Genomic DNA, 25,578 nt, shown 5'->3' on the forward strand with positions numbered 1-25,578 from the left:
CCAACCGCTTTCTCAACTTTCCCAACCTCCACAGCATAGAGTTACGGACCGCAACCGACAGTATCCGATCGGACTGTGCCCCGTCTGTCGCTAGGTTGGGCGGATCATGCGGACAACAGACCTTGACCAGCGCGGACTCACCGAGATCCCGGCCGGCGTGCTGGCCGACCACGGGCTCGAACACCTGAATCTGTATCACAATGAACTGACCGAACTACCCGAAGAACTATGGGAATTGCACGGTTTGCGAGTGTTGAACCTCGCCGACAACCGGCTGCGGCACATCTCGCCGTCGATCCGGCGACTGTCCAAAGTGCACACTCTCGATCTCGGGCACAACGAGCTTTCGGCGTTACCGGAGGAAATCGGCGAGCTACCGGCGCTCTCGGAGTATCTCTACGTCAGCGGCAACCGGCTCACCGAACTGCCGGATTCGTTGTGCAGACTGAAGAATCTGCGCTATCTCGGGGCGACGGACAACCAGTTGACGCGATTGCCGGAGCGGCTCGGCGGGCTGAAGTCGCTTCGCGAACTGCGCCTGTATCACAACCGTCTCACGGCGCTTCCGGAGTCGATCGGTGAGCTGGATTCGTTGCGGGAGCTGCATTTGCGTGGCAACCGGCTGAGCGAGCTGCCGGAGACGATCGCCGGGCTGCGGGAACTGCGGATGCTGGATCTGCGGGAGAACCAGCTCACCGAGCTACCCGAAGCGCTGCGCACGTTGCCCAAGCTGCAGAAACTGGACCTGCGCTGGAACAAGCGCCTGCGGTTGCCGGAATGGCTTGGCACGCTTGAAGAAAACGACTGTTACGTACTGGTTTAGGGAGTGCCGTGAAGATGCCGGTCTTGGCGGACGGCCGGGCCACGGCGGTGGGCTCGGATCTGGACGGTGACGAGCGCGTGGACCGCGGCGGCGGAGTGCTGATCCCCGGTCTGATCGACTGCCATGTGCACGTGGCTTTTCCCCGCCCGGAGCCACTTCCGCGCAGCGCGAGGTTCTCGACGCGGTGCCGGTCCTTCGCCGCCTCCTCGCTCGCGGTGTGACGACGGTTCGTGACGCCTGGGGTGCCGACGCTGGGCTGCGACACGCATTGCGCGAAGGGTGGATCACCGGGCCGGATCTGCTGATCAGCCTGCGGCAGCTGTCGCCGAGCGGGGGCCTTGGCGATGCCTGGACCGCGGCACGGCCGACCGGGTGGGTGATCCGTCGTTGCCCGAGCGGTGTTCGACGGTGCCGACGCGGCCAGGGCGGCCGTGCGGCGCGTGGTGCGGGCCGGCGCCGAACTGGATCAAGGTGGGTGCCTCCGGGTCGATGCGATCGATCAATGAAGACACCGCGATCGGCCCCACCGAAGAAGAACTGGCCGCGCTGGTGGATGAAGCGCGCCGCCGCGGCCGGGACGTGATGGCGCACGCGCACACCGCCGAGGCGGTCACCGCCGCGGCCAATGCCGATGTGCGCAGCATCGAGCACGGATCTTTCTGGACGACGAGGCCGTGTCCGCGATGCGTACCAACGGATGCTGGTACGTGCCCACCCTTGGGCCGATCCACTGGTCTGGAAGCGAGCAGCAGCATCGGCGGTCCCTCGCGCTCGCCATCGCGGCGGGCATTCCGATCGCGGCGGGGTCCGACCTTGCCGTTCGGCCGCACCTCGAGCTGCTCGCCGAGCTGCCGCTGCCGCTGCCGGACTCGGGGACGCGGGCGTGCTCAAGGCGGCGACCAGCGAAGCCGCCCGGCTGCTGCGGCTGGAGCACGATCGCGGCCGGATCGAACCCGGGTTGCGCGCCGATCTCGTGCTCCTCCAAGGAACCGGGCTCGACGTGACCGACCTGCCCGACCGGATCCGCGCTGTCTGGCAGAACGGGTCTCAGCAGAAGACGACGGGCTTCGCCGCGTAGTGGGCCGTGCGGCTGTCGCGGCGGACTTCCGCGCCGGAGGCCAGGTCGTAGAGCACCCGGGTGTCGGTGGTGCTGAATCCCCACTGCCCGGACGAAGGGACGCAGCCCGGCGGAGCAGGCTGGACCGGCGGCGGGGTGATGTCCGTGCGCGGGCCGGTGCCGCTCTCCACCCGGAACTGCCTGGTGCCCCAGATCCGCACCGTCACCGTCGAACCCGAGCTGTACGCCTGGATCACGACGCCGCTGGTGAGGCTGTCGATGAACTGCAGATCAGCGGGCGAACCGTCGTCGTGCAGGGCGATCGCGTCGCGGCCCGCCGGGTAGCGGTCGAGGTAGTACGAGTGCTCGGTATGCCCGGCATCGGTGAGGCCGGCGAAGTACTCGGCGTTGTACAACGTGGTCGCGAGCTGCGAAACACCACCGCCGCGCACCACCGGGCCGGTGCCGTCCTCGTTCACCGGCGCAGCCTGAAAACCCGCGAAACCGTTGGTGTAGCCGGAAAGGCTGAACTTGTCGCCGGGTTTCAGCACCACTCCGTTGATCTTCGCGGCGAGGGTCTGCACGTTCTGCGCCGCGGGCCCGGACAACCCGCCGGTACTGAACTGGCCGACGATTTCCTTGACGCCCAAGGCATTGGCGTCCTCGGTGCTCAGATTCGGCTTGCTCGTCTGGTACTGCACCGTGAGGTCACGCTGGTTCGGCTGGGCGAGCAGCGCCAGCAACGGTTGGAACGTGCTCGTCCAGTCGACCTTGCGAGCATCCTCGGACGGCTGCACGGTGGGCACGTCACCCGCGAACACGAACTGCGCGTCCTTGCCCGGTTTCTCCGTACCCGCCAGCTGGGATTGCAGGCTCTGCCGCAGTTTTCCGGGATCCAGCGCCACTTGGAGCCCACCCGTGTCCTGCGCGGTGAACTGCATCGCACGGGAGATCATCGACGGTTTCAGCGTGGCGTCGGCGCCGTCACCGTGGACGTTGACCGGCTTCGCGACGGCCGGGGTGACCAGGTTGTCCAGCGCCGCGTGCACCCCGGCCGAAGTCGCCTTCACCGGTGTGGTGTCGACGGGCAGGCTGACGTCCGTCCGGTTCAGCCAATGGGATTTGACGATGTTCGTGGCCGCGGGCACGTCGCTCATCACCTGCCCGGCGCGCGGCTCGATCGCATAGGCCGTCACGCCTCCGTCGCTGCCCGGGATCGGCGTGAAGCCGATGCTGCCTTCGGTCGGCGGGTGGTCGAGCTGCTGGGTCGCGAGCGCAGTGACGGCCTGGGTGAGTGCGTCGGGATCGGTCTTGGTGACCACGTCGACGTTGCGTTCGGTGAAGAACGAGCGGACCCGGTCGACCGGGTCGAGCGGCTGGTGCCCGGCCTGAGCGAGGGTGGAGGACCAGTCGACGCCGAGCCCCGAGCGCACCGGGTCCAAAGTGGTTTCGACATCGCCGGCCAAGACCGGGATCGGCTCGGTCAGCCGCGGCTCCAGCTCGCGCCGCAGCTTGGCCTCCGCGGCCGCGCGGCTCATCCCGCCGACGTCCACCCCGGCCACCACGACCCCGCGCGGCACGTCGCCCGCGCTGGACATGAGATCGATCGTGTACAGGATGACGCCGAGGATCAGCACCCCGCCGGTGATCATCAGGACCTTGGCTGCCAGCCGTTTCCCGCGCGGGGGCGGCAGTTGGCGGCGGCCGGTCTCCAGCAGCTCGCCGACCAGTGCGTCTTCGGTGGCGTCGAGCGGTTCGTCCGCGAGGAATTCGGTGGTGGGCTGCGGTCCGATGACACGGTCGGTCCGGAAAGCGTCCGAGTCCCAATCCGGCCAGTAGTGGTCCTCCCGCACCGCGCCCCTCCTCGCGAAGCTACAAGTACAGCCCCGTCCCGTGCTCCGTGCTCTCTTCCGAGGCGACGGCGTGCACGTCCCGCTCACGCATGACCAGGTAGGCCTCGCCCTGCACCTCGACCTCGAACTGGTCCTCGGGGTTGAACAGCACGCGGTCGGAGACCTTCACGTTGCGCACATTACTGCCTACCCCGAGTACATCGCCCCAGGCGAGTCGGCGCGCCACCTGCGCCGTTGCGGGAATGACGATGCCGCCGCTGCTGCGGCGCTCACCCTCTTCCGGGGCCAGTCGAACCAGGACGCGGTCGTGCAGCATCTGGATCTCGAGTTTTGCGCCGTTGTTCGTCTCCGCCACGGGGGTAATGCTACGCACCCGAAAGAGTGGCCACAGGCTGACGCCTACTCGCGAGCTCGAAGTCCTCACGCCGGGTCACGCCCTCGCGGACGTGCATCCGGCGGACCGCGGAATGCAGTCCGGACGCGGAAACCACGAGGTCGACGAACTGGTCGGGCAGTCCGGCGACCGCGTACTCGCCATCGGCGCCGGTGACCGCGCGGACCAGCTGCTGCCCCTTGCCGTCCGTGATCGTGATGACCGCCCCCCGGACGGCCTCACCCGCAAGGGTGCGGACCGCTCCGCTGACCACCGGCATCTGCTCACCGAAGTGGTGCGCGTGCGCGGGCAGCGCCGTGGGCCTCGGCATTTCGATCGCCGGGTCCTCGACCGGCGGCTCCTCGACGGCTTCGGCGGTGCCCGCCTTGCGGCGCTGCCACAGGGAATGGCCGGCGATCAGCGCGACACCGACGAGCACCCAGGCGCAGAGCACGAGGATCGGCCGCAGTACGCCGACTCCGTTGAAGTAGAAGATGCCGCGCAGCGCTTCCATCAGGTTGCCCATGGGCATGAACGGGTGCAGCGCGCGGAAGAAGCCGGGCACCATCTGGATCGGGATCGCCCCACCGCTGGAGGGCATGCTCAGCAGCACGAACAGCCCCATCGCGACCCCGGGGAAGAACTGTTTGGCGAACGGCACCAGGCCGAACGAGGTGAGCGAAATGCCGATGCTGAGCAGGAACGCGAGCGGGATGGCCAGTGGGTTCGCCGGGATGACGTGCAGCGCGACGCCGCCGGCGAAGCCGATGACGCTCAGCACGGCGCCCCAGCCGACGAGGGTGAAGAGCTTCGCGCGGCGGCTCAGTGTGACCGCCCGCAGCATCATCATCACGACGATGTAGGACGGGATGTTCCAGACCAGCACCAGGTAGAACATGCCGGTGCCCATCGCGTCCCCGCTCGCGGTCGGCGCCAGGTCCACGGAATGCAGCGTCAGCCCGCTCTGCGCGGCGATCGGCGTGAACACCTGGTTCAGCACCGTTTCGAGCATGTAGCCGTCGGCCTTGGCGACGAACAGGGTTCCGGTGGTCGCGTCGTACCCGGCGGTGCTGTCCCTGTCGAGCACCGCCTGACGGGCGGCGTCGGCGCTGGCGGCGGGTTCGATGTCGAACCCGCCTGGGCTGGCCTTGTCCAGCGCGGCCTGCAGCTGGGTCGCCGCGGCCGGGTCGGACACCGCGATTTCGACGTGGTGCGGGGTCGGGGAGTGGAAGGCGAGCAGGTAGCAGACCAGGAACCCGCACGCGAAGAACAGCGGGAACCAGAGACTCTCCGCGAGGGTGCGCACTGTCGAGGGCTTCTTCTCCGTCGCCGTCTCCACCTGATCTGCCATACGTACTACGTTACGCTATTTTTGCAGCTACTGCAAAAATGCAGTACTGTAAGAAACATGACAGCGACGGGGCTGCGCGAGCGCAAGAAGGAAGCCACGCGGGAGGCGTTGCGGCATGCGGCCGTGACCCTGTACCGCGAGCACGGGCCGAACTCGGTCACCGTGGAGGAGATCTGCGCCAAGGCGGGCGTATCACCACGAACCTTCTTCAACTACTTCGAAACGAAGGACGAAGCGGTCCTTTCGCTCGACGTCAGCACGGCGGCGTTGCGGGAACGGATCGTCGAGCGGCCCGCCGACGAGAGCCCGTTGACGGCGGTGCGCGCGGTGTTCGCCGCACGGTTCGCGGACGTCACCAAGACCGCGGTGTTCCGCGAACGCACCCTGCTGCTGCGCGAATATCCCGAGCTGGTGCCCCGGATGGCGCACACGAACAAGGCATTCGAGGAGGCCGTGGTGAGCGGGCTCGCCGAACGCACCGGGCTGCCGGCCACCGACCTCTACGTACGCACCACCGCGGCGGCCGCGTTCGTCGCGAACCGGGTGGCGATCACGTGCTGGCAGCCGGATTCAGGCCTGGACCTGGTCACCCTGCTGCATCAGGCGATGGATGTGCTCGACCGCGGGCTCACGCTGCCCCGGCCAGAATGAGCCGCAACTCATTCGGGCCGTCCGGCGAAAGCTTGATCGGCACGCCCCAGTCCTGACGCGTCACGCGGCAGACCGGGTGCTCGGCCTCGCCGTCACAGCTCGCCGCCTGCGCCACGATCTGCAGCACGCCCTCGGTGTGTCCCTCGGCGAGCTTGATCGTGCGGGTCAGGTCGGTGTCCGTGCCACCGCCGTCGGCCAGCAGCTCCGGCGGGGAGGCGCTGATCTCCAGCCGAGTGGACGGGCCGAACCGGTCGTCGAGCTTCTCGCCCGGCGGCGGGGTGAACACCACGGACAGCTCGACTTCGCCGGGCGCGAGCAGGCTGGGCGGGCGGCGCACCGCGTGCGCGTCACCCGTGACGTGCTGCGTTCCGTCCGGCGCGAGCGGCAGCGCGTGCAGCCGGTTCGCGGCGGATTCGACGACCAGCAGCGCTTCGTCGGTGACGAGCAGGCCCGACGGCTCCGCCAGCCCGTCCGCGAGCGTGTCGACCTTGCGGGTTTCCGGGTCGTACCGGCGGATCGCGCCGTTGTAGGTGTCGGCGATCGCGATCTTCCCGTCGGACAGCACGGCCACGCCGAGCGGGTGCTGCAGAAGCGCTACGGCGGCTTCGCCATCGCGGTGGCCGAAGGAGAACAGGTCGGTGCCGACCGCCGTATGCACTTCGCCGTCCTCGATCCAGCGCAGCGCGGACGTCTCGGCGTCGGCGAGCCACAGGCGTTTTCCTTGCACCGCGAAGCCGGAGGTCTGCGCGAAGAACGCTTCGCCGACCTTGCCGTCCCGAAGCCCTTCGACCGTGGTGCCGGCCAACCTGGACACCGTTTTCCCGACCGGTTCGAACACGCTCAGCGTGTGGTTGCCCGCCATCGCGATCACGACGGATCCGTTCCACCAGGCCACATCCCACGGGCTGGTGAGGTCGACCTCCAGCGCGGGCCCGTCGGTTTCGCCGTTGCGCCACTGGTTTCCGGTACCGGCCACAGTGGACACTTCCCCGGTGACGAGGTCGATCCCGCGCAGCCGATGGCCCGCGGTGTCAGCGACGACGAGGTGGTAGCCCACCTTGTCCGCGATTTCCCGTGGTAGCAACGCAAGCCCGGACGGCTCGGCGAAACTGGCCACGTCGAACGCCCCGTCGGCGGCGCCGCGCGCACCACTGCCGAAGCGGCGCACGACCGTCTCACCGTCGGAAGCGAACTCGACGATCGAATGGTGCGCGGTGTCCGCGACGAGGATGCGCCCCTCCGCGGTGACCACGGCCTTGCTCGGAAAGCTCAGCTCGCCGGCCTGCTGCTCGGCCGGCACGTATGGGCTGCCGCCACGGCGAAGCGTGCCCTTCGCCTCGTGCGTCTCGACCAGCTCCGCGATCACCCTGCGCAGCGCCTCGGCATGCCCCTCACCAGCGGCGACGTGCACGACGTAGCCCTCGGGGTCGACGATCACCAACGTCGGCCACGCCTTCACCGCGTACTGCGACCACGTCTCCATGTCCGGGTCGTTGAGCACCGGGTGGTGCACCTCGTACCGGCGCACAGCCGCCTCTATCGCGGCCGCTTCGCCCTCGTGCAGGAACTTCGGGGAGTGCACGCCGATCGTGACCAGCACGTCGGCAAACTCCTCCTCCAGCGGGCGCAGCTCGTCCAGCACGTGCAGGCAGTTGATGCAGCCGGAGGTCCAGAAGTCCAGCAGCACGATCCGGCCGCGTAGCTCGGCCAGCTCGATCCGCTTACCGCCGGTGTTGAGCCACACATCCCCCGACAGCCGGGGCGCACGCACCCTGGCCTGGCGTTGCACAGAAGTCACTCCGGGTGCAACGACCACCCTGCGTGACCTTGTTCCCTGCATCCACCATGTGGAATTTCACAACATCGGCGTGGCAGGGTCGACCCGTGCGGATCGCGATAGTCGGTTCCGGCGGAGCCGGGAAATCCACCCTGGCACGACGGCTGGGGGCGGCGCTGGGGCTGCCCGTGGTGCACCTGGATGAGCATTACTGGCAGCCGGGCTGGACACCGACGTCTGCGGACGAATGGCGTGGCAGACAGCGGGAACTGCTCGCGGGCCCGGCCTGGATCGCCGACGGCAACTACGGCGGCACGATGGACATCCGCTTCGCCGCCGCGGACCTGGTGGTGCTGCTCGACTTCCGCGCCGGGTGCGGATGCGGCGCGTGCTGTGGCGGGTCGCCCGCGGCTGGGGGCGGGATGGGCAGGCGCCGGGCTGCCCGGAACGGTTCGACGCGGAATTCCTGCGCTGGGTCTGGCGCTGGCACACCGACAGCAGAGCGCGGGTACTGCGCAAGCTGGCGGAGCACGGAAAATCGGCGCGGCAGATCCTGCTGTCCAGCGACCGTGAGGTCGAGGAGTTCGTTCACGGCTTCGGCCGCTGACGGACGCAGGCCTCGGGCAGTTCGGTGTCGATCAGTTCGACGTCGCGTGCGTTGAGCCACGGCTGCCCATCCTCGATCACCTTGAACGCCACCCGCTCCAGTCGGCAGTCGGTCAGCCACCACAGCCGCGGCTGGCCGGCAGCCCAGCGCAGGTCCAGCAGGCAATCGGTGAGCCGCGAGTCCTCGATGGTCAGCCGCTGGCCCACCCCCCTCGCCTCGGGGAACAGGGCCTGGTTGAGCAGCGAGAAGTCCAGCTCCGCGTCGGCGAACTCGCAGCGGGAAAACCGCAGGCCACCACCGATGAGGTCGTACTGCGAGAAGTTCAGCCGCCGGGCATCGAAGAAGCACCGGTGGAAGTCGACCGAGCCCTCGTGCTGAGTACTGCCGGAGAAATCCAGCTCCACCCCGCCGAACTCGGTGCCGACGAACTCCAGTTTCGCGGCGTCGCAGGACGCCCCGGCGAACGTGGTCGTCTTCGCCGCGAACAACGCGCCGTGGCAGCTGAACCCACCCTGGAACTTGGTGTTACGGAAGGAAGTGAGCTCCCCGGTGAACTTCACCCCATCGAAACTCACGTCGCCGTCGAAGCGCAGGCCGCTGAAATCGGCGTCGTCGAAGTCCATCCCGGTGAAGTCGAACGCGAGCCCGTTCCAGCCGCCGCGGTCGGCGAGTCTGGCCCGGATCACCCGCAGGACCGCCTCGCGCACCTGCTCTTCGCCTTCGTCCGCATCCTTGGGTACGCGCAGGTAGCCGCACAGCACATCGACGCAGACCTGGCGCTGGTCCTGCCATTCGTCCGCCAGCCCGGCCATCGCGTAGGCACCGGCGAGCCGGACGGCGGCGCTCTGGTGCGCGAGTTGTTCGGCGGCGGTGCCGAAGCGCTCGTTGAAGCCTTGGGCGCGTTCCCGGTCCGCTCGTTTCACCGCGAGCTGGTGTTCGGCTTCCGTGACCCGTTGCTTGCGGGTGTTCACCGCGAGCAACACGACCCCGCCGAGACCCGCCACGACGGTCAGCACGATACGCAGGAGATCCAGCATCTGCCCGGTGTCGAACGCCCCCGCCGAGGGCATCTTCGGCCAGCCGAACGCCCACAGCAGCGCAGCACCAGCAGCCACCGCTACCGACAACGCGAGCAGCAGCCAGCGGATCACGGTCACCGCGAGCGCGGATTCTTTGCGTGTCGCGACGCGGGACAAGGGGACATCGAGCCGCCAGCTGCGCCTGCGCAAGGTCAGCACCACGACAGCCGCACAGGCCAGCAGGGCGATCAGGAGATACCGCAGCCAGGTCGACACAACGGGTGACCGTAGCCGGTCTCACCGATGTCCCGGGAGCAAATCGGGCGGCCCGCTCGTTCACCGGGTATGGCCCTCTTGTTCCTGCTCTATGTGGTTGCCGAGGTGGCCGCCGTCTGGGCGGTGAGCTCGGCCATCGGTGTACTCGGCACGCTCGGTCTGCTGATCCTCGGTGCCTTCCTCGGTTCCTGGCTGGCGCGCCGCGAGGGAGCCCGCGCGGCCCGCTCCTTCATGGCCGCGGCCCGGTCCGGCCGGTCGCCGCAGGCCGAGGTGACCGACGGGATGCTCGTCGGGTTCGGTGGGCTGCTGATCCTGGTGCCCGGTTTTCTCAGCGACATCGCCGGTCTGCTGATGCTGCTGCCGCCAACCCGCGGCGTGCTGCGGCGGTCCTGGCTGCGCCGCGCCGAACGCCGGATGACAAACCAGCCCGGCCGCGTCATCGTCGTGGACAGCGAAGTGGTGCCCGACGACAAGAGCCACCCGGTGATCGAAAGCAGCTAAGCGGGCTTCGGCAGGTCGAAGTAGCTGGAAAACCGCACTGCCGGGGCGTACTCGCCCTTGACCCGGACCTTGCCGGTCACGAACATGGCCGCCACCGCGGCATTTCCGGTCGCCATTCGGAAGAAATCGTCCGCGGCCACGGTGATGGTGGTATCCGGTTCGCGGCCGAGGTCGGCGCCGGATGCGCAGAGACCGTCCTCGATCACCGTCTGGAAACGGTCGAATCCGCCGTCCCCGTCGCCGCCGGAAAACCGCCAGGTGACCACCACCGACGAGTACTTCGCTTTTTCCGGCAGGAAATGATCCGACATCCGGCGGAAAATCTCATCCAGGAACACCCGGCGTAGCTCCGGATGCGCCGCCAACGCCTTGAGCTGCTCCTTCGACGCCCGGCGCACCACATCCGCCAGCGTTTCCGTGGACAGTCCGCGCAATTCCACGCCCGCCTCGACGGTGCCCAGCATATGCAGGGTTTCCAGCAGCCTGATGAACTGATCCGCGGTCAGCTTTCCCAGGTCGATCCGGCGCGCCAGTGCGTCGATGACATCCGAAGACACGCAACGCATTCTAGCCGCGAACCCCGACGCGGTAGCGTTTGTGTGTGACCGACGAAGTGAAATCCCCGCCGCCCCGGTCGAGACGGCTGCCAAGGGCTGTGCGCGAACGGCAGATCCTCGACGCCGCGGTCGAGGTGTTCTCACAGCACGGTTACCACTCGGCCTCGATGGACGAGATCTCCGACGTGGCCGGCGTGTCCAAGCCGATGATCTACTCCTACCTCGGCGCGAAGGAAGATCTGTTCGCCAAATGCATCCGCCGCGAGGCGAACAGGCTGCTGGAGGCCGTGCGCACCGGGGTCCGCTCCGAACTGCCGCCGGACATGCAGCTGTGGCACGGGCTTCGCGCGTTCTACCGCTTCGTCGCCGAGTACCGCGATTCGTGGACGGTGCTGCACCGCCAGGCGCTGACCGTCGGCGGGCAGTTCGCGGGCGAGATCAACCTGTTGCGCAGCAAGGCGATCGACATGGTGGCCGCGCTGGTGGTCACCGCGGGCACGAAGAAGGGGCTCGGCGAGATCGCCGAGTTCTCCGGGCCCGCGCTGGCCGTCTCACTGGTCGGTGCCGCCGAGTCGCTGGCGGACTGGTGGCTGGATCATTCCGACGTGTCCGACGGCGTGCTCGCCTCGTGGCTGATGAACCTGGTCTGGCTCGGCTTCAACGACCTCGTCGAGGGGCGGGTCTGGCGGCCTAGCTGATCGTGCCCTCCAGATGTGGCTTGGGTTTCTTCGCGTTCCACAGCTCGAAGGCCCAGCCGTCGCCGGTCCGCCACGAGGTGAACGCGACCTTGGCCGGCAGCAGCACCGGCAGCTTGAACCGCACGTCCACGGTGTAGGCGTCGGGCAACCTGCCCTCGAAGGCGGCGAGCACCCTGGCCTTGGTCCACATCCCGTGTGCGATCGCCGACGGGAAACCGAACAGCTTCGCGGTCAACGGGTGCAGGTGGATCGGGTTGCGGTCACCGGAAACCTCCGCATAGCGCCGGCCGATATCGCCGGGCACACGCCAGATCGCGTTCGGCGACGGCGCGGCGAGCTGCGCACCGGAGGACGAACCCGAGCCGCCGCCGCGCCGCAGGTAGGTGCTCACCTCCGACCAGACCACACCGTCCTCAGTGGACAGTTCGCTGAGCACGTCGAACTGGCTGCCCTTCTCGTGCGGACGCAGGTTCTGCGCGCGCACCCGCATGCTCGTCCGCTCGCCGAGGCGCACCGGCCGGTGCTGGGTGATCCGGTTGGCCACGTGCACCATGCCGAGCAGGGGAAACGGGAAGTCCTGCTGCGTCATCAGCGCCATCTGCAGCGGAAATGCCAGCATGTGCGGGTACGTCACAGGTAGCTCGTCGGCGAGCCGGAACTCGCAGACCTGGTTGTACGCGGCGAGATGCGCCGGGTCGATCTCGATCCCGGTGCGCAGGTATTCGGTGTCCGGCAGCGAATCGCCCTCGCTCCGGGGCAGCAAAGCCTTGGCATACAGCGGGGCCAGCCGCGGCGCCGCCTGCAGTTCCCTGGTCGTCATCACGCCCCCAGCAGCGCCTGGCCGCACACCCGGACCACGTTGCCGTTGACCGCGGCCGACGCCGGATTCGCATACCAGGCAATGGTTTCCGCCACGTCCACCGGCAGCCCGCCCTGGCCGAGACTGGACAGCCGGCGCCCGGCCTCGCGGATGAACAGCGGCACCGCGGCGGTCATCTTCGTCTCGATGAACCCGGGCGCGACGGCGTTGATCGTGCCGCCGTACTCGGCCAGCCTCGGCGCGGCCTCGTCGACCATGCCGATCACGCCTGCCTTGCTGGTGCCGTAGTTGGTCTGGCCGACGTTGCCCGCTATCCCGGCGATCGAGGAGACCCCGATGATCCGGCCGTTCTCGTTGAGCACCTTGTCCGCCAGCAGTTTGTCGTTGACGGCGAGCTGCGCGGCGAGGTTCACGGTGAGCACCGCGTCCCAGCCGCCTTCGGTGAGGTTGCCCAGCGTCTTGTCGCGGGTGATCCCGGCGTTGTGCACGACGACGTCGACCCCGCCATGCCGTTCCTTGAGGTACGCGGCCAGTTTGTCCGGCGCGTCCGCGGCCGTGATGTCCAGTTGCAGCGCGGAACCGCCGATCTTGTTCGCCACCGCGGACAGGTCCGCGCCCTGGGCCGGGATGTCGAGCGCGACCACGTGCGCACCGTCGCGGGCGAAGACCTCCGCGATCGCCGCGCCGATCCCACGGGAGGCGCCGGTGACGAGCGCGACCTTGCCGTCCAACGGCTTTTCCCAGTTCTCCGGCACCGGCGCGCTCGGAATCCCTTTCGTACCAACGCGGATCACCTGCGCGTCGACGAAGGCGGACTTGGCCGAGAGCACGAACCGCACGGTGGACTCGGCGGCTTCCTCGGCCCCCGGAGCGACATAGACGAGCTGCGCGGTGGCGCCACGCTTCAGTTCCTTGCCGACCGAGCGCACGAAACCTTCCAGCGCACGTTGCGCGATCCGCTCGCGGCCGTCCGCCAGTTCCGGCGGGGTGCCGAGCACGAGCACCCGGCCGCAGGTACCGACCTTGCGGATCACCGGGTGGAAGAACAGGTACATCTCGCGCAGCTGCTTGGGGTCGGTGATCCCGGTGGCGTCGAACACGAGCGCGCCGTAGCGCTGGCCCTCGGCCGCGGCGGTCAGCACCTCGATGCCCGCGTCCTTGAGCTGCACTTTCAGGGTCTTCTCCAGCCGCCCGCCGGGCGCGGCACCGAGAAGTGCGGGACCATCGAGTGCAGGCTGTCCCGGCCGATAGCGGCGCAGCGTGACGGGATTGGGCAGACCCAGCTTCGGCACCAGGAACTTCCCGACCGGGGTTTTGGTGAACTGCTGGTAGCGGTCGGCCATCACGTTCTCCTTGCGTCGCCTTACCTACTCACGAGTAGGTTACACTGTTCCCAGAGACTCACCAGCCGAGCCGGAGGAAATCCATGGACGTCCGCAGGGTCGCGATCATCGGCGGCAACCGGATCCCGTTCGCGCGCTCGAACGGCCCGTACGCCGGCGCCTCCAACCAGGACATGCTGACCTCGGCCATCGACGGCCTGGTCAGCCGGTTCTCGCTGCAGGGAGAGCGGATCGGCGAGGTGGCCGCGGGCGCGGTGCTCAAGCACGCGCGTGACTTCAACCTGGCCCGCGAGTGCGTGCTGGGCAGCAAGCTCGCGCCGGAAACCCCCGCGTCCGACGTGCAGATGGCCTGCGGCACCGGGCTGCAGGCGATCGTCAACGTGGCGAACAAGATCGCGCTCGGGCAACTCGACTCGGCGATCGCGGGCGGCGTCGACACCACCTCGGACGCGCCGCTGGCGGTGAACGACGACCTGCGCCGGATCCTGGTCCGGCTGAACTCGGCGCGTTCGCTTGGCGAGCGGCTGCGGCTGCTCACGAAGCTGCGGCCCGGCCAGATCGTGCCGGAGATCCCGCGCAACGCCGAGCCGCGCACCGGGCTTTCGATGGGCGAGCACGCGGCGTTGACCGCGAAGGAGTGGGACATCAGCCGCCAGGCGCAGGACGAACTGGCCGCCACCAGCCACCAGCGCCTGGCCGCCGCGTACGACCGCGGGTTCTTCGACGACCTGCTCACCCCGTTCCTGAAGCTCTCGCGCGACCAGAACCTGCGCGCCGACTCCACGGCCGAGAAGCTCGCGAAACTCAAGCCCGTGTTCGGCGGGTCCGGCGGCACGATGACGGCCGGCAACTCCACCCCGCTGACCGACGGCGCCTCCACGGTGTTGCTCGCGACGGAGGAGTGGGCCAAGGAGCGCCGCCTTCCCGTGCAGGCGTATCTGACGTTCGCGCAGACCGCGGCGGTGGACTACGTACATGGCGGCGAGGGCCTGCTCATGGCGCCGGCCTATGCCGTGCCGCGGATGCTCGCCAAGGCCGGATTGTCCTTGCAGGACTTCGACTTCTACGAGATCCACGAGGCCTTCGCCTCCCAGGTGCTGGCCACCCTGAAGGCGTGGGAGGACCCCGCGTTCGCCAAGGAGAAGCTCGGCCTGGACGCGCCGCTCGGCCCGATCGACCGCGCGAAGCTGAACGTGAACGGTTCCTCGCTCGCGGCGGGCCATCCGTTCGCCGCCACCGGTGGGCGAATCGTGGCGACACTGGCCAAGCTCCTGGCCGAAAAGGGTTCCGGGCGCGGCCTGATCTCCATCTGCGCCGCAGGCGGGCAGGGCATCACCGCGATCTTGGAGAAGTAGCCCCGCTCACGCGATACCGCCGCGGCCGGCTTGTCAGCCGGGGAGCTTGTCGCGGGCCGTGTCGGCGGTCTTGTGGACCTGCTTGTTCGCCTTCTTCGCCGCGCGGCGGGCGCGCCAGCCGAGCGAGGGCTTGCCCTCGGTGTCGGCCGCCGCGATCAGCAGGCCGCCGGCGAGCCCGGCGTTCTTCAGGAAGTGGATGATCTGCTGCTGCTTCTCCTCTTCCTTGGCCTCCCAGAACGGGTGGCCGGCGACGGTGGTCGGCACCAGGCTGCCGATCAGCGCCAGCGCAGACAGCCGCGGGAGCTTGCCGAAGGCGAACGCGGTGCCGGCGACGATCTTCACGCCCGCGTCGATCCGGACGAGGGTGACCGGATCGGTCGGGACGGCCTCGGGCAGGTTGTCCCGCTGTTGGCCGACCGTCTTGTCCAGCAACGGCTTCGCCACCTCGGCATGCCCCTCCGCCTGGCGCAGTGCGTTGATCCCGCCGTAGATGAAAATCGACGCGAGCAGGGGTCGAGCCAGTCGACGCAAGATCACGGTCTCCGCCTTCCTCAGTAGCAGTCTCTCCCCGGCAAGTTACCCACTATCGCCCTTCTTCAAATGTCTAACACTCTATTGTCTGAACACTAGATTGTTCTATACGACGATAGCGACACGCCGATCGGGGAATCTGGGCAAATATCAGGTGAGCCCTAGAAAGCTCGATACCTTCGTAGCCGTGGATCCCATCCGCAACCCCTTCGCGCCTGGCGCCGGGCAGCGGCCACCCGAACTGGCCGGCCGGGAACGCGAGCTGCACGCCTTCGAGGTGGTGCTGCAACGGGTCGCGCGCGGGAAACCGGAGCGCAGTCTGGTGCTGACCGGGCTGCGCGGAGTCGGCAAGACGGTACTGCTGGGCGAGCTGCGCTCGATGGCGGTCAAACACGGCTGGGGCGCGGGCAAGATCGAAGCCAGGCCGGACGCCGAACTGCGCCGGCCACTTTCGGCCGCACTGCACCGAGCGATCCGAGACCTCGCGGTCCGCCATCGCGCGCCGGACAGGGTCGAGGAAGTGCTCGGTGTGCTCAAGGCCTTTGCCTTGCGCGCCAACAAGTCCGACGCGAAACTGCGAGACCGCTGGCAGCCCGGGATCGACGCGCCCGCGGCGCAGGGCCGGGCCGATTCCGGGGACATCGAGATCGACCTTGTCGAGCTGTTCACCGATGTCGCCGAGCTGGCCGCGGACGTGGGCACCGGCGCGGTGTTGCTCATCGACGAGATGCAGGACCTCAAGACGCCGGACGTTTCGGCGTTGTGCGCCGCCTGCCATGAGCTGTCCCAGTCCGGCGCCCCGCTGGTGGTGGTCGGCGCCGGACTGCCGCACGTGCCCGCCGTGTTGTCGGCGTCGAAGTCCTACTCCGAGCGCCTCTTCCGATACGCGAGGATCGACCGGCTCGACCGCAGCGAGGCCGATCGCGCCGTGCTCGCGCCGATCGAGCGCGAGGAAGCGGGCATCGAACCCGAGGCACTGGACGCGCTGTTCGACGCATCCGGTGGCTACCCGTACTTCATCCAGGCCTACGCCAAGGCGGCCTGGGATGCCGCGCCCGCCGATCCGATCACGATGCAGGACGTGCAGATGGCCGCGCCCGAGGCCGAGCAGGAACTGGCTGTCGGCTTCTTCGGCTCCCGGTACGAGCGGGCGACCCCGGCCGAACGCGAGTACCTGATCGCGATGGCCGAACTGACCCAGGGCCGCGACGAGGGCGCCGGCACCTCGGATATCGCTGTCTACCTCGGCCGCAAGCCTTCCTCGCTCTCCCCGGCCAGGGACAACCTGATGAAGAAGGGCCTGGTCTACTCCGCCGAACGCGGCCATATCGCGTTCACGGTGCCGCATTTCGGGCACTACCTGCTCGGCCGCACCGACGATTGATCTCTCTGCGACTTTCTAGCCTTTGGGCTAGATATCAACATCGTCCGCGATATGGTTGATCTTCCGATGATTCATCGGTCAGTAAGCCATATCATCGGACAATCGTTGGAAACCTTGCAAAAAAGGGCGCATACTGGACTTATGACGAACATTGCCGCCAAGCTCCGCGCACGGCGCGCGGAGGCCCGTACCCGCCGACTCGTCGACAACGCCATCGAGACCGCAGGCTCGCCCACGGTGCGCCAGGAGCTCATCGCGATCGCCCAGGCGCGTCAGACCCATTTACGCTGAATGTCCACCTGATCGAGTGAGCTAAACCACATAAGATCTGGGGTGTAACGCCGACGGTAAAAGCGGCGATACCCCTGATGACCCCGTGATGCTGGCGGACCCCCGACCTGGCAGCATCACGGGGTTTTCCATTGCCTCCAGACCCCTTGCGCGCCGCGCTACTCTTTGACCAAGTCAACGAACTCGTTGAGGAGGTCAAATGACTGACGATCAGCTGCACGCCCGGGTCGCCAGGGTCCGCGCGTTCAACCGGTTCTACACCGGCGTGGTCGGCGCGCTTGATGAAGGGCTCGTCGGCAGCCCACATTCACTGAGCGAGGCCCGCGTCCTGTACGAGCTCGAGCAGGAGGGCGTCACCGAGGTGACCGAACTCCGGCGCCGGCTCGGGATGGACGCCGGTTATGCCAGCCGCCTGCTGGCCAAACTCGAAGCACGCGGCCTGCTCGTCCGCGAGAAGTCCGACACCGACGCCCGCCGCCAGCTCCTGCGGCTCACCGACGCCGGCCGAGCCGATCAGCACCTGCTGGAGCAGAACACCGTCGAACAGGTGGCGAAACTGCTCGAACCGCTCACCGAAGAGGAGCAGGATCGCCTGCTCACCTCGATGCGGACGATCACCCGGCTCGTCGGCGACGAGGCAGGCGACCCCATGGTCGTGCTGCGCCCGCCGCGTGCCGGGGACTGGGGCTGGATCGTCGAGCGGCACGGAACGCGGTACGCCGAGGAATACGGCTGGGGAGCGCAGTTCGAGGCCTGGGTCGCCCGGATCGTGGCCGACTACCTGTCCGACGCCGACCCAAGGCAGGCCGGCTGGATCGCCGAGGTGGACGGCGAGCGCGCCGGGGCGATCGCCTGCACCCGCGGCCCCGACGAGCAGACAGCGCTGTTGCGGCTGCTCCTGCTCGAACCGCGCGCCCGCGGCCGCGGTCTCGGCAAACGTCTGGTGGCCGAATGCATCGATTTCGCCCGTGCAGCGGGATATCGTGCGATGGAGCTGTCCACCTACGACGTGCTCACCGCCGCGCGCGGGATCTACCGGCGCGCGGGTTTCGAACTGATCAAGGCCGAACCGGTACACCACTACGGCCAGGATCTGACGAGCGAGACCTGGCGGATGGAGTGGTAGCCCGTGTTCCTGGTGTACTGCCCGGCCTGCGACAGCCGCACGCTGATGGGGATCGACGAGGTCGAGTGGGTGCACAACCTCGCGCCGGGGATGATCTCAGTGACGGGCCGCTGCCCGCGCGGGCATGAGGCGACGGTGCTCACCGGCGAATCCTTCACCCCGCGCAGCGATCCGCGGCGGCACCGGACGCCACGGCGGCGCCGGAAGTGGTGGGCGCAGCTGTTCGACCGGCACCTGCCGGAGGTGTTCTACCGCTTCTGACGGCCCATCGCGTAGAACTCCGGATTCGGCCGGAGCGCGGTGAAATGTGCCAGCCGGTTCGACATCGCGAACAACGCGGTGATCGCGCCGACGTCCCAGATCTCGTCCTCGGTCAGCCCGGCCTCGCGTGCGGCGGCGATATTCTCCTCGCCGAACAGGTGCGAGTCACGAGCCAGCGAAAGCGCGAGTTCGACGATGGCCCGGCCACGCTTGTCCAGCTCCACCTGCCACGGGTTGCTCGACACGCGCGGGATCCTTCGCGCGGATCCGCAAGATCGCGCCGTGCGCCACCACGCAGTAGGTGCAGTGGTTGGCGCCCGAGGTCGCCACCACGACCAGCTCGCGCTCGGCCTTGGTCAAGCCGTCGGAGCTTTCCATCAGCGCGTCGTGGTAGTCGAGGAACGCGCGCAGCTCGGCGGGCCGGTGCCCGAGCGCACGGAAGATGTTCGGGACGAACCCGGATTTCTCGGCGATGGCGCCGACCCGGTCGCGGAGATCCGCGGGGAGCCCGTCGAGCTCCACGACCGGGAACCGGCTCACTGCTTCGGTCATGCCCTCACGCTAGTGCGCGCCGATCGCGCGGAGGTCCTTGTCGTGCTCGTCGGCGTGGTAGTCGGTGTCCTCGGTTTCGTCGACACCGTTGAACACCTTGAAGGAACGGGCGATCACGGTCACGATCACCGCCACCACAAGGTTCGCCACCAGTGCCACGAAACCCGGGTAGATCTGCGTCGTGACACCGGAGAACGGGTGCCAGCCGAAGATCGACAGGTTGCCCAGCGGCATCGCCGAACCACCGAAGTGCGCCTTGCCGTTGCTCGGGTTGGGGATGTTGTAGAGCATGATCAGGCCCCAGCCCATGCCGACGATCCAGCCCGCGACCAGACCCCAGCGGTGCAGCCACCGGGTGTACAGGGAAATCGCGACGGACGGCAGCGTCTGCAGGATCAGCACACCACCGATCAGCTGCAGGTCGATGGAGAACTGCGGGTCGATGAACAGGATGAACGCGACCGCGCCGAACTTCACCACCAGCGAAGCGAGCTTCGCCTGCTTCGCCTCCTGCTTCGGGGTGGCGTCGCGCTTGAGGTACTCCTTGTAGATGTTGCGCGTCCACAGGTTCGCCGCCGCGATCGACATGATCGCCGCCGGCACCAGCGCGCCGATCCCGATCGCCGCGAACGCGATGCCCGCGAACCACGACGGGAACTGCAGGTCGAACAGCACCGGCACAACGGTGTTGGAGTCGGCGTTCCCGGTCGCCGCGTTGGTGATCGGCTTGACGCCTGACGCGAGCGCGACGTAACCCAGCAGCGCCAGCAGACCGAGCAGGAACGAGTACGCCGGCAACGCCATCATGTTCCGCTTGATCACGTTGCGACCGCGCGAAGCGAGCACACCGGTCAGCGAGTGCGGATAGAGGAACAGCGCCAGCGCCGAACCCAGCGCCAGGGTGATGTACTGCAGCTGGTTGGTCCCGGTCAGCACGATCGAACCGGCGGGCTTGCCCGTCTTCGGGTTGGGCTGCGCCAGTTTCTGCGCACTCACGTCGAAGATGTGCGACCAGCCGCCGAGCTTCGCGGGCAGGTAGAACACCGCCACCAGGATCACGACGTAGATCAGCCCGTCCTTGACGAACGCGATCAGCGCCGGCGCGCGCAGCCCGGACTGGTAGGTGTAGAGCGCCAGGATGATGAACGCGATCAGCAGCGGCAGGTGGCCCGTGATGCCCCCGCCGTTGAGGCCCATCGTGCGCAGCACCGCCTCCAGGCCGACGAGTTGCAGCGCGATGTAGGGCATCGTGGCGACGATGCCGGTGATCGCGATCAGCAGCGCGAGGGTGGGCGAGCCGAACCGGCCGCGCACGAAGTCGGCTGGGGTCACGTAGCCGCGCGAGCGGGAAACCGACCACATCCGCAACGCGGGCAGGAACACGATCGGGTACAGGATGACGGTGTAGGGGAGCGCGTAGAAACCGAGCGCGCCGGCCCCGAACACCAGCGCCGGCACGGCGACGAAGGTGTACGCGGTGTAGAGGTCACCACCGACGAGGAACCAGGTGATCCAGCCGCCGAACTTGCGGCCGCCGAGCCCCCATTCGTCGAGGTGGTCCAGCGATTCGGCGGCCTTCCACCGCGCCGCCAGGAACCCGAGCACGGTGACCAGCAGGAACAGCACCACGAAGATGCTCAGCTCGGTCCACTGCAGCCCACTGCCGGGCGCTGCCGCGAGAGTCTTCATTTCTGGTCCCCCTCATCCAGTTCCTCGGCCGCGAGCAGATCGGGCTTGCCGGTGACCACCGGCTTGCCCTTGGTCGCGACATAGACGATCGCGACACTCGCGACGCCGATGAACACCCAGACGAACTGGAACCAGTAGAAGAAGGGCAGCCCGAGGAATCTCGGTTTGTCGAAGTTGAACCACGGCGTGACCAACATCAACAACGGAATGAGCAGGACCAGGTTCCACGGGCTCACCTGCAGCCCGCGCACCTTCCCGGCCGCTTTGCCAGACATCGGACCTCGCTTCGACGTTCGTATGGCCGGATAGACCTTAATCCTTCGGCCCTGGTGGCCATGCATGCCCGATGTATCGATTTGATCAGCAAATGCCCGACTATCGCAGGTTGCCGACGCCCCGCCCCCGGGCTATCAATGACCGATCGCGAGAGTGATCACATGGCCTCGGCCAGTGACGAAGGGGAGAGCATGAAACGAATGCGCTACGCGGTGGTGATTCCGGCTCTGGCCGGCACCCTGCTGGCGGGTGGGACGACGGCGCTCGCACAGCCACCGAGCACCACGGGGATCCCGGACAAGTACACGAACCAGGTGCTCGACTGGCATCCGTGCACCTCCGGCGAGCTGTCCGGGCAGACCCCGCCCGCGGGTGCCGAGGGCATCGAATGCGCGACTTACCGCACTCCCCGTGACTGGCAGAAGCCCGACGAGAACATCGATCTGACCATCGCCGTGAGCAGGCTCAAGGCAACCAAGGACGCGACGGCGAGCGTGCTGGTCAACCCGGGCGGCCCCGGCGCGCCAGGGCTGATCTTCCCGGCGCGGCTGCGCAACCAGCCGCGGTTACGGGAACACCAGGAGGTCATCGGGTTCGACCCGCGGGGCACCGGCAAGAGCACGAACATCACGTGCGGCGGCGCGATCGGCACCGGCAACAAGCTGGACCCGCGCGACCGCAGCCGGGACAACCTGAACCTGATCCTGGACGCGACGAAGTACGCGGCCGAGTCCTGCCAGGTCAAGTCCGGTGAGCTCGGCCCGCTGATCAACACCGACCAGACGGTGCACGACATCGACCTGCTGCGGGCGCTGCTGGGCCGCCAGAAGATCAACTGGGTCGGCTACTCGGCCGGCACCTGGCTCGGCGCGCACTACGCGCAGGCATTCCCGGCGCACACCGGGCAGTTCGTGCTGGACTCCAACACCGAGTGGACCACCACCTGGCAGAAGTCCTTCGACTGGCAGCCGATGGGCTTCGAACGCCGCTGGCGCGAGGACTTCCTGCCGTGGCTGGCCACCTACGACAAGCTGTACCACTACGGCACGACCGCCGAGGCCGCACGCCAGACGTACGAACAGGTGCGGGCGTCGCTGGCGAAGAACCCGGTGGAACTGGACGGAAACAAGTTGTCCGCCAACGAGTTCGACTCCTTCATCTCTTCGGAGCTCTACAGCAAGAAGTCGTTCCCGGACCTGGCGGACTATCTGGTCAACGTGCACACGTTGACACAGACGAGCGCGACGGCGCAGCAGCAGACGGCTGCGAAGCAGAAGGTGACCGCGAAGAGCACCGCGGAGCGCGCGGTCGGTCCACAGCCGCTGGTGGTGCCTGTGGATTACGACGACGCGTACGACGCGAGCTTCTGGACGATCCCGTGCAACGAGGGCCCGTGGTTCGGCGGCCGCGCGTCGGCGATCAACCAGTCCGCGGAGCTCGGCCCGAAGTACCCGCTGCTGGGCTGGGGCTGGCTGGTGCAGCCGTGCATCTTCTGGAAGAACACCCCCGCAACGCTGCCGGCGATGACCGGTGACGGCGTGCCGCCCGTGCTGATGGTGCAGTCCACGCACGACCCGGCGACGCCGATCGAAGGCGCGGAGCGTGCGCACCAGGCGTTCCAGAACTCGCGGATGATCACCGTGACCGGCGAGGGCGACCACGGCATCTACGCCGGCGGTAACGTGGGCGTGGACAAGGTTGTGGAGGACTACCTCGTCGACGGGACCGTGCCCGCCGACCAGAGCATCCCGGGGGTGCCGCTGCCGGTGCCTTCGGGCGCCTAGTCGATTTCTTCGACGACCCCGTCGAGCCGCTGCGCTCGGCGGGGTCTTTTCTGTGTTCAGTGGCGGGGGCCCGACTGGTCCTCCGGCACGAACGCTCCTGCGTGACGCCTGTTTCGTGTGGTCCTCAGGTCGCGGAACCGGCCACTCGCGAGGGCCAGCGCCAGGTACGCCAGCGCGAGGAGCAGCATTGCCGCGGCTGCGAACAACATCATCTCCCACCTCCGATCGCGCCTGTATCCATGAGACGTGCCGATCATGGAAAACGTTGCGAGCAGTTTCTCCACCGTGTTCCACAGCCTGTGCACAGAGTTGTCCACAGGCTGTGGAGAACTCCCCGGTTAAACTGTGCACATGGTGCGAGTGCCGCTGACCGACGCCGAGCGTGCTCGCGGCGAGCGGCTCGGCGCCGTTCTCCGCGAGGCGCGGGGTGCCCGGAGCATGGTCGAGGTCGCGGCCGAGGCCGGGATTTCGGTGGAAACACTGCGAAAGATCGAGACCGGGCGCATCCCGACGCCGGCGTTCTTCACCGTCGTGGCATTGGCCGACGCGGTGGGCCTGCCGCTGGAAGCCCTGCGCGGCGCGGTTCCGACCGGTTAGCGGAGCGATCACCAGGCCGGCCGCGGACCTGACGCGAAACAGCCGGCTTCCCCGAAGGAAAGCCGGCTGCTGCGGAGAAAACGCTTACGCCAGGCGGGACTTCAGTGCGTCCAGCTCGTCGCGAAGGGTCGACGGGACCTTGTCGCCGATCTTGTCGAACCACTCCTCGATGAGCGGGATCTCCTGCCGCCACTCCTCCGCGTTGACGTCGAGCGCGGCCTGGATGTCCTCGAGCGGCTCGGCGAGGCCCTCCACGTCGAGGTCCTCGGCGCGGGGCACGAAGCCGACGGGGGTCTCGACCGCACCGGCCTTGCCCTCGATCCGCTCGATGACCCACTTCAGCACGCGCGAGTTCTCGCCGAAGCCAGGCCACAGGAACCGCTTGTCGTCGCCGCGGCGGAACCAGTTGACGTAGAAGATCTTCGGCAGCTTGGTGCCGTCGGCGGCCTTGCCGAGCTCGATCCAGTGCTTGAAGTAGTCACCGGCGTGGTAGCCGAGGAACGGCAACATCGCCATCGGGTCGCGACGGACTTCGCCCACCTTTCCGGCAGCGGCGGCCGTCTTCTCCGACGACATGGTGGCGCCCATGAACACGCCGTGCTGCCAGTCGCGGGCCTCGTTCACCAGCGGCACCGTGGTGGCGCGGCGGCCACCGAAGAGGATCGCCGAGATCGGCACGCCCTTCGGGTCGTCCCACTCCGGCGCGAGGATCGGGCACTGGGACATCGGGGTGCAGTAGCGCGAGTTCGGGTGCGCCGCCTTCTCCTCCGACTCCGGCGTCCAGTCCTGCTGCTTCCACGAGGTCAGGTGCTCGGGCTTGCCCTCCATGCCCTCCCACCAGATGTCACCGTCGTCGGTCAGGGCCACGTTCGTGAAGACCGTGTTGCCCTTTTCGATGGTGCGCATGGCGTTCGGGTTGGTGTGCCAGTCGGTGCCCGGCGCGACCCCGAAGAAACCGAACTCGGGGTTGACCGCGTAGAGCCTGCCGTCCTCGCCGAACCGCATCCACGCGATGTCGTCGCCGAGGGTCTCGGCACGCCAGCCCGGGATGGTCGGCTGCAGCATCGCCAGGTTGGTCTTGCCGCAGGCGCTGGGGAACGCGGCGGCGATGTAGTACGCCTTGTTCTCCGGCGAGATCAGCTTCAGGATCAGCATGTGCTCGGCGAGCCAGCCCTCGTCACGGGCGAGCACGGAGCCGATGCGCAGCGAGAAGCATTTCTTGCCCAGCAACGAGTTTCCGCCGTAGCCGGAGCCGTAGCTCCAGATGGTGCGGGTCTCGGGGAAGTGCGTGATGTACTTCGTGTCGTTGCACGGCCAGGGCACGTCCTTCTCGCCCGGCTCCAGCGGCTTGCCGACCGAGTGCAGCGCCGGCACGAAGGCGCGCTCGGTGCCGTCCTCGGTGACGAACTTGTCCAGCGCCGCCTTGCCCATGCGCGTCATCACGCGCATCGACGCGACGACGTACGCGAAGTCGGTGACCTCGATGCCCAGCTTCGGGTCGTCCGAACCGAGCGGGCCCATGCAGAAGGGGATGACGTACATCGTGCGCCCGCGCATGCAGCCCCGGTAGAGCTCGGTCATGGTCGCGCGCATCTCGTCCGGGTGGGTCCAGTTGTTGGTGGGCCCGGCGTCTTCCTCGCGCTCCGAACAGATGAAGGTGCGCTCCTCCACGCGAGCCACGTCGCTGGGGTCCGAAGCCGCCCAGAACGAGTTCGGCTTCGACTTGAGCGGCACGAAGGTGCCGGCTTCGACGAGTTCGGAATTGATCCGCGCGGCCTCTTCCTCGGAGCCGTCGCACCACACCACCCGGTCAGGAGTGGTGAGCTCGGCGACCTCCCGCACCCACGCAAGCACCCCGCTGTGCGAGGTCGGCGCCTTGTCCAGTCCCGGGATGGCTACTGCAGTCATTCCTTCTCCTGACTTTCGACGGGAGAAGCCCGCGACCGGACGTGGCTGTCCGGAAGCGGGCTCCATCGCCGGCTACCGAATGGCTTCGCGCACCGGCTGGCGACCGGTGTGCTGGAAA

Annotated in this window: 27 protein-coding genes and 1 pseudogene; 14 read left to right on the forward strand and 14 right to left on the reverse strand. The window is 67.9% G+C overall.

Annotation, left to right across the window (positions count from 1 at the left end):
- Positions 1-106 precede the first annotated feature (106 nt).
- Both VHD82_RS32505 and VHD82_RS32510 read left to right on the forward strand, forming a co-directional pair.
- A complete protein-coding gene (locus VHD82_RS32505; RefSeq protein WP_325712625.1) occupies positions 107-823 on the forward strand; it encodes a leucine-rich repeat domain-containing protein in 717 nt (238 codons plus the stop codon).
- A 14-nt stretch (positions 824-837) separates the two neighbouring features.
- On the forward strand, positions 838-1,044 hold the full coding sequence (locus VHD82_RS32510; RefSeq protein ID WP_325712627.1) for a hypothetical protein: 207 nt from the start codon (positions 838-840) through the stop codon (positions 1,042-1,044).
- An 84-nt stretch (positions 1,045-1,128) separates the two neighbouring features.
- Here VHD82_RS32510 and VHD82_RS32515 read toward each other — a convergent pair whose 3' ends face one another.
- A complete protein-coding gene (locus VHD82_RS32515) occupies positions 1,129-1,578 on the reverse strand; it encodes a hypothetical protein (protein ID WP_325712629.1) in 450 nt (149 codons plus the stop codon).
- A 128-nt stretch (positions 1,579-1,706) separates the two neighbouring features.
- On the opposite strand from VHD82_RS32515, the gene VHD82_RS32520 reads away from it, so the two are divergent.
- Positions 1,707-1,901 carry an amidohydrolase family protein gene (locus VHD82_RS32520; RefSeq protein WP_325712631.1) on the forward strand — a complete coding sequence of 65 codons (195 nt, stop codon included), beginning with the start codon at positions 1,707-1,709 and terminating at the stop codon, positions 1,899-1,901.
- Here the strand turns inward: VHD82_RS32520 and VHD82_RS32525 are convergent.
- Genes VHD82_RS32525 through VHD82_RS32535 form a run of 3 tightly spaced genes read right to left on the reverse strand, consistent with a single transcriptional unit; the run spans position 1,871 to position 5,457 of the window.
- Positions 1,871-3,733, reverse strand: coding sequence for a VanW family protein (locus VHD82_RS32525; RefSeq protein ID WP_325712633.1), 1,863 nt, complete (start codon positions 3,731-3,733; stop codon positions 1,871-1,873). The genes VHD82_RS32520 and VHD82_RS32525 overlap by 31 nt on opposite strands.
- 19 nt (positions 3,734-3,752) lie before the next feature.
- Positions 3,753-4,049, reverse strand: a complete 297-nt coding sequence (locus tag VHD82_RS32530; protein WP_325712736.1) for a co-chaperone GroES — start codon at positions 4,047-4,049, stop codon at positions 3,753-3,755.
- Between the two features lie 49 nt (positions 4,050-4,098).
- Complete coding sequence (locus tag VHD82_RS32535; RefSeq protein WP_325712635.1) at positions 4,099-5,457, reverse strand: carboxypeptidase regulatory-like domain-containing protein; 1,359 nt, start codon at positions 5,455-5,457, stop codon at positions 4,099-4,101.
- Positions 5,458-5,514: 57 nt separating this feature from the next.
- Between VHD82_RS32535 and VHD82_RS32540 the strand changes: the two genes are divergently transcribed.
- On the forward strand, positions 5,515-6,108 hold the full coding sequence (locus VHD82_RS32540; protein ID WP_325712637.1) for a TetR/AcrR family transcriptional regulator: 594 nt from the start codon (positions 5,515-5,517) through the stop codon (positions 6,106-6,108).
- Here the strand turns inward: VHD82_RS32540 and VHD82_RS32545 are convergent.
- On the reverse strand, positions 6,086-7,879 hold the full coding sequence (locus VHD82_RS32545; protein ID WP_325712738.1) for an NHL domain-containing thioredoxin family protein: 1,794 nt from the start codon (positions 7,877-7,879) through the stop codon (positions 6,086-6,088). The two genes, VHD82_RS32540 and VHD82_RS32545, sit on opposite strands and share 23 nt — an antisense overlap.
- 385 nt (positions 7,880-8,264) lie before the next feature.
- Between VHD82_RS32545 and VHD82_RS32550 the strand changes: the two genes are divergently transcribed.
- The gene (locus tag VHD82_RS32550; protein ID WP_325712639.1) at positions 8,265-8,492 is read left to right on the forward strand and encodes a hypothetical protein; all 228 of its coding nucleotides are present in this window, start codon (positions 8,265-8,267) and stop codon (positions 8,490-8,492) included.
- On the opposite strand, the gene VHD82_RS32555 is transcribed toward VHD82_RS32550, so the two are convergent.
- Entirely contained in the window at positions 8,474-9,787 is a 1,314-nt protein-coding gene (locus VHD82_RS32555) for a hypothetical protein (RefSeq protein WP_325712641.1), read from the reverse strand. The genes VHD82_RS32550 and VHD82_RS32555 overlap by 19 nt on opposite strands.
- Before the next feature lie 69 nt (positions 9,788-9,856).
- On the opposite strand from VHD82_RS32555, the gene VHD82_RS32560 reads away from it, so the two are divergent.
- A complete protein-coding gene (locus VHD82_RS32560; protein WP_325712642.1) occupies positions 9,857-10,288 on the forward strand; it encodes an FxsA family protein in 432 nt (143 codons plus the stop codon).
- On the opposite strand, the gene VHD82_RS32565 is transcribed toward VHD82_RS32560, so the two are convergent.
- Positions 10,285-10,854, reverse strand: a complete 570-nt coding sequence (locus VHD82_RS32565) for an SCP2 sterol-binding domain-containing protein (protein WP_414637607.1) — start codon at positions 10,852-10,854, stop codon at positions 10,285-10,287. The genes VHD82_RS32560 and VHD82_RS32565 overlap by 4 nt on opposite strands.
- Positions 10,855-10,889: 35 nt before the next feature.
- Between VHD82_RS32565 and VHD82_RS32570 the strand changes: the two genes are divergently transcribed.
- Entirely contained in the window at positions 10,890-11,543 is a 654-nt protein-coding gene (locus tag VHD82_RS32570; RefSeq protein ID WP_325712646.1) for a TetR/AcrR family transcriptional regulator, read from the forward strand.
- Here VHD82_RS32570 and VHD82_RS32575 read toward each other — a convergent pair.
- Positions 11,536-12,363 carry a MaoC family dehydratase gene (locus tag VHD82_RS32575; RefSeq protein ID WP_325712650.1) on the reverse strand — a complete coding sequence of 276 codons (828 nt, stop codon included), beginning with the start codon at positions 12,361-12,363 and terminating at the stop codon, positions 11,536-11,538. The genes VHD82_RS32570 and VHD82_RS32575 overlap by 8 nt on opposite strands.
- Positions 12,363-13,706, reverse strand: a complete 1,344-nt coding sequence (locus tag VHD82_RS32580) for a 3-oxoacyl-ACP reductase (RefSeq protein ID WP_325712651.1) — start codon at positions 13,704-13,706, stop codon at positions 12,363-12,365. Before VHD82_RS32580 ends, VHD82_RS32575 begins: the two co-directional genes overlap by 1 nt.
- Before the next feature lie 83 nt (positions 13,707-13,789).
- On the opposite strand from VHD82_RS32580, the gene VHD82_RS32585 reads away from it, so the two are divergent.
- Positions 13,790-15,061, forward strand: a complete 1,272-nt coding sequence (locus VHD82_RS32585; RefSeq protein ID WP_325712654.1) for an acetyl-CoA C-acetyltransferase — start codon at positions 13,790-13,792, stop codon at positions 15,059-15,061.
- A 33-nt stretch (positions 15,062-15,094) separates the two neighbouring features.
- Here the strand turns inward: VHD82_RS32585 and VHD82_RS32590 are convergent, their stop codons facing one another.
- Positions 15,095-15,598 carry a DoxX family protein gene (locus tag VHD82_RS32590; protein WP_325712655.1) on the reverse strand — a complete coding sequence of 168 codons (504 nt, stop codon included), beginning with the start codon at positions 15,596-15,598 and terminating at the stop codon, positions 15,095-15,097.
- A gap of 181 nt (positions 15,599-15,779) precedes the next feature.
- On the opposite strand from VHD82_RS32590, the gene VHD82_RS32595 reads away from it, so the two are divergent.
- The 4 genes from VHD82_RS32595 to VHD82_RS32610 all read left to right on the forward strand — a co-directional run bounded on the left by VHD82_RS32595 (position 15,780) and on the right by VHD82_RS32610 (position 18,654).
- Entirely contained in the window at positions 15,780-16,976 is a 1,197-nt protein-coding gene (locus VHD82_RS32595) for an ATP-binding protein (protein ID WP_325712657.1), read from the forward strand.
- Positions 16,977-17,117: 141 nt separating this feature from the next.
- Complete coding sequence (locus VHD82_RS32600; RefSeq protein WP_325712659.1) at positions 17,118-17,267, forward strand: hypothetical protein; 150 nt, start codon at positions 17,118-17,120, stop codon at positions 17,265-17,267.
- 199 nt (positions 17,268-17,466) lie between these two features.
- Complete coding sequence (locus tag VHD82_RS32605; RefSeq protein WP_325712661.1) at positions 17,467-18,393, forward strand: helix-turn-helix domain-containing GNAT family N-acetyltransferase; 927 nt, start codon at positions 17,467-17,469, stop codon at positions 18,391-18,393.
- Positions 18,394-18,396: 3 nt separating this feature from the next.
- On the forward strand, positions 18,397-18,654 hold the full coding sequence (locus VHD82_RS32610) for a hypothetical protein (RefSeq protein WP_325712662.1): 258 nt from the start codon (positions 18,397-18,399) through the stop codon (positions 18,652-18,654).
- Here the strand turns inward: VHD82_RS32610 and VHD82_RS32615 are convergent.
- From VHD82_RS32615 to VHD82_RS32625, 3 genes and pseudogenes are all read right to left on the reverse strand, one after another.
- Positions 18,642-19,206 (reverse strand): annotated as a pseudogene (locus VHD82_RS32615) (peroxidase-related enzyme). The gene VHD82_RS32610 and the pseudogene VHD82_RS32615 overlap by 13 nt on opposite strands.
- Positions 19,207-19,215: 9 nt before the next feature.
- A complete protein-coding gene (gene mctP / locus VHD82_RS32620; RefSeq protein ID WP_325712664.1) occupies positions 19,216-20,895 on the reverse strand; it encodes a monocarboxylate uptake permease MctP in 1,680 nt (559 codons plus the stop codon).
- Positions 20,892-21,170: a DUF3311 domain-containing protein gene (locus tag VHD82_RS32625; RefSeq protein ID WP_325712665.1), complete on the reverse strand. Its 279-nt coding sequence runs from the start codon at positions 21,168-21,170 to the stop codon at positions 20,892-20,894. The genes mctP and VHD82_RS32625 overlap by 4 nt, the downstream gene beginning before the upstream one ends.
- A gap of 192 nt (positions 21,171-21,362) precedes the next feature.
- Between VHD82_RS32625 and VHD82_RS32630 the strand changes: the two genes are divergently transcribed.
- Both VHD82_RS32630 and VHD82_RS32635 read left to right on the forward strand, forming a co-directional pair.
- Complete coding sequence (locus VHD82_RS32630; protein WP_325712667.1) at positions 21,363-22,955, forward strand: alpha/beta hydrolase; 1,593 nt, start codon at positions 21,363-21,365, stop codon at positions 22,953-22,955.
- A gap of 351 nt (positions 22,956-23,306) precedes the next feature.
- Positions 23,307-23,552 carry a helix-turn-helix domain-containing protein gene (locus VHD82_RS32635; protein ID WP_144754022.1) on the forward strand — a complete coding sequence of 82 codons (246 nt, stop codon included), beginning with the start codon at positions 23,307-23,309 and terminating at the stop codon, positions 23,550-23,552.
- Positions 23,553-23,636: 84 nt separating this feature from the next.
- Here the strand turns inward: VHD82_RS32635 and VHD82_RS32640 are convergent, their stop codons facing one another.
- Positions 23,637-25,460 carry a phosphoenolpyruvate carboxykinase (GTP) gene (locus VHD82_RS32640; protein ID WP_325712669.1) on the reverse strand — a complete coding sequence of 608 codons (1,824 nt, stop codon included), beginning with the start codon at positions 25,458-25,460 and terminating at the stop codon, positions 23,637-23,639.
- Positions 25,461-25,578 lie beyond the last annotated feature (118 nt).

The sequence above is a fragment of the Amycolatopsis sp. genome (assembly GCF_035546795.1).
GTDB lineage: Bacteria > Actinomycetota > Actinomycetes > Mycobacteriales > Pseudonocardiaceae > Amycolatopsis_E.

What these genes read in the sequence shown, in the direction of transcription:
- VHD82_RS32505 (WP_325712625.1), top strand. Translation starts at nt 107, where the DNA reads ATGCGGACAACAGACCTTGACCAGCGCGGACTCACCGAGATCCCGGCC.
- VHD82_RS32510 (WP_325712627.1), top strand. Translation starts at nt 838, where the DNA reads ATGCCGGTCTTGGCGGACGGCCGGGCCACGGCGGTGGGCTCGGATCTG.
- VHD82_RS32515 (WP_325712629.1), bottom strand. Translation starts at nt 1,578, where the DNA reads ATGCTGCTGCTCGCTTCCAGACCAGTGGATCGGCCCAAGGGTGGGCAC.
- VHD82_RS32530 (WP_325712736.1), bottom strand. Translation starts at nt 4,049, where the DNA reads ATGCTGCACGACCGCGTCCTGGTTCGACTGGCCCCGGAAGAGGGTGAG.
- VHD82_RS32535 (WP_325712635.1), bottom strand. Translation starts at nt 5,457, where the DNA reads ATGGCAGATCAGGTGGAGACGGCGACGGAGAAGAAGCCCTCGACAGTG.
- VHD82_RS32540 (WP_325712637.1), top strand. Translation starts at nt 5,515, where the DNA reads ATGACAGCGACGGGGCTGCGCGAGCGCAAGAAGGAAGCCACGCGGGAG.
- VHD82_RS32550 (WP_325712639.1), top strand. Translation starts at nt 8,265, where the DNA reads ATGCGGCGCGTGCTGTGGCGGGTCGCCCGCGGCTGGGGGCGGGATGGG.
- VHD82_RS32560 (WP_325712642.1), top strand. Translation starts at nt 9,857, where the DNA reads ATGGCCCTCTTGTTCCTGCTCTATGTGGTTGCCGAGGTGGCCGCCGTC.
- VHD82_RS32565 (WP_414637607.1), bottom strand. Translation starts at nt 10,854, where the DNA reads ATGCGTTGCGTGTCTTCGGATGTCATCGACGCACTGGCGCGCCGGATC.
- VHD82_RS32575 (WP_325712650.1), bottom strand. Translation starts at nt 12,363, where the DNA reads ATGACGACCAGGGAACTGCAGGCGGCGCCGCGGCTGGCCCCGCTGTAT.
- VHD82_RS32580 (WP_325712651.1), bottom strand. Translation starts at nt 13,706, where the DNA reads ATGGCCGACCGCTACCAGCAGTTCACCAAAACCCCGGTCGGGAAGTTC.
- VHD82_RS32585 (WP_325712654.1), top strand. Translation starts at nt 13,790, where the DNA reads ATGGACGTCCGCAGGGTCGCGATCATCGGCGGCAACCGGATCCCGTTC.
- VHD82_RS32600 (WP_325712659.1), top strand. Translation starts at nt 17,118, where the DNA reads ATGACGAACATTGCCGCCAAGCTCCGCGCACGGCGCGCGGAGGCCCGT.
- VHD82_RS32605 (WP_325712661.1), top strand. Translation starts at nt 17,467, where the DNA reads ATGACTGACGATCAGCTGCACGCCCGGGTCGCCAGGGTCCGCGCGTTC.
- mctP (WP_325712664.1), bottom strand. Translation starts at nt 20,895, where the DNA reads ATGAAGACTCTCGCGGCAGCGCCCGGCAGTGGGCTGCAGTGGACCGAG.
- VHD82_RS32625 (WP_325712665.1), bottom strand. Translation starts at nt 21,170, where the DNA reads ATGTCTGGCAAAGCGGCCGGGAAGGTGCGCGGGCTGCAGGTGAGCCCG.
- VHD82_RS32630 (WP_325712667.1), top strand. Translation starts at nt 21,363, where the DNA reads ATGAAACGAATGCGCTACGCGGTGGTGATTCCGGCTCTGGCCGGCACC.
- VHD82_RS32635 (WP_144754022.1), top strand. Translation starts at nt 23,307, where the DNA reads ATGGTGCGAGTGCCGCTGACCGACGCCGAGCGTGCTCGCGGCGAGCGG.
- VHD82_RS32640 (WP_325712669.1), bottom strand. Translation starts at nt 25,460, where the DNA reads ATGACTGCAGTAGCCATCCCGGGACTGGACAAGGCGCCGACCTCGCAC.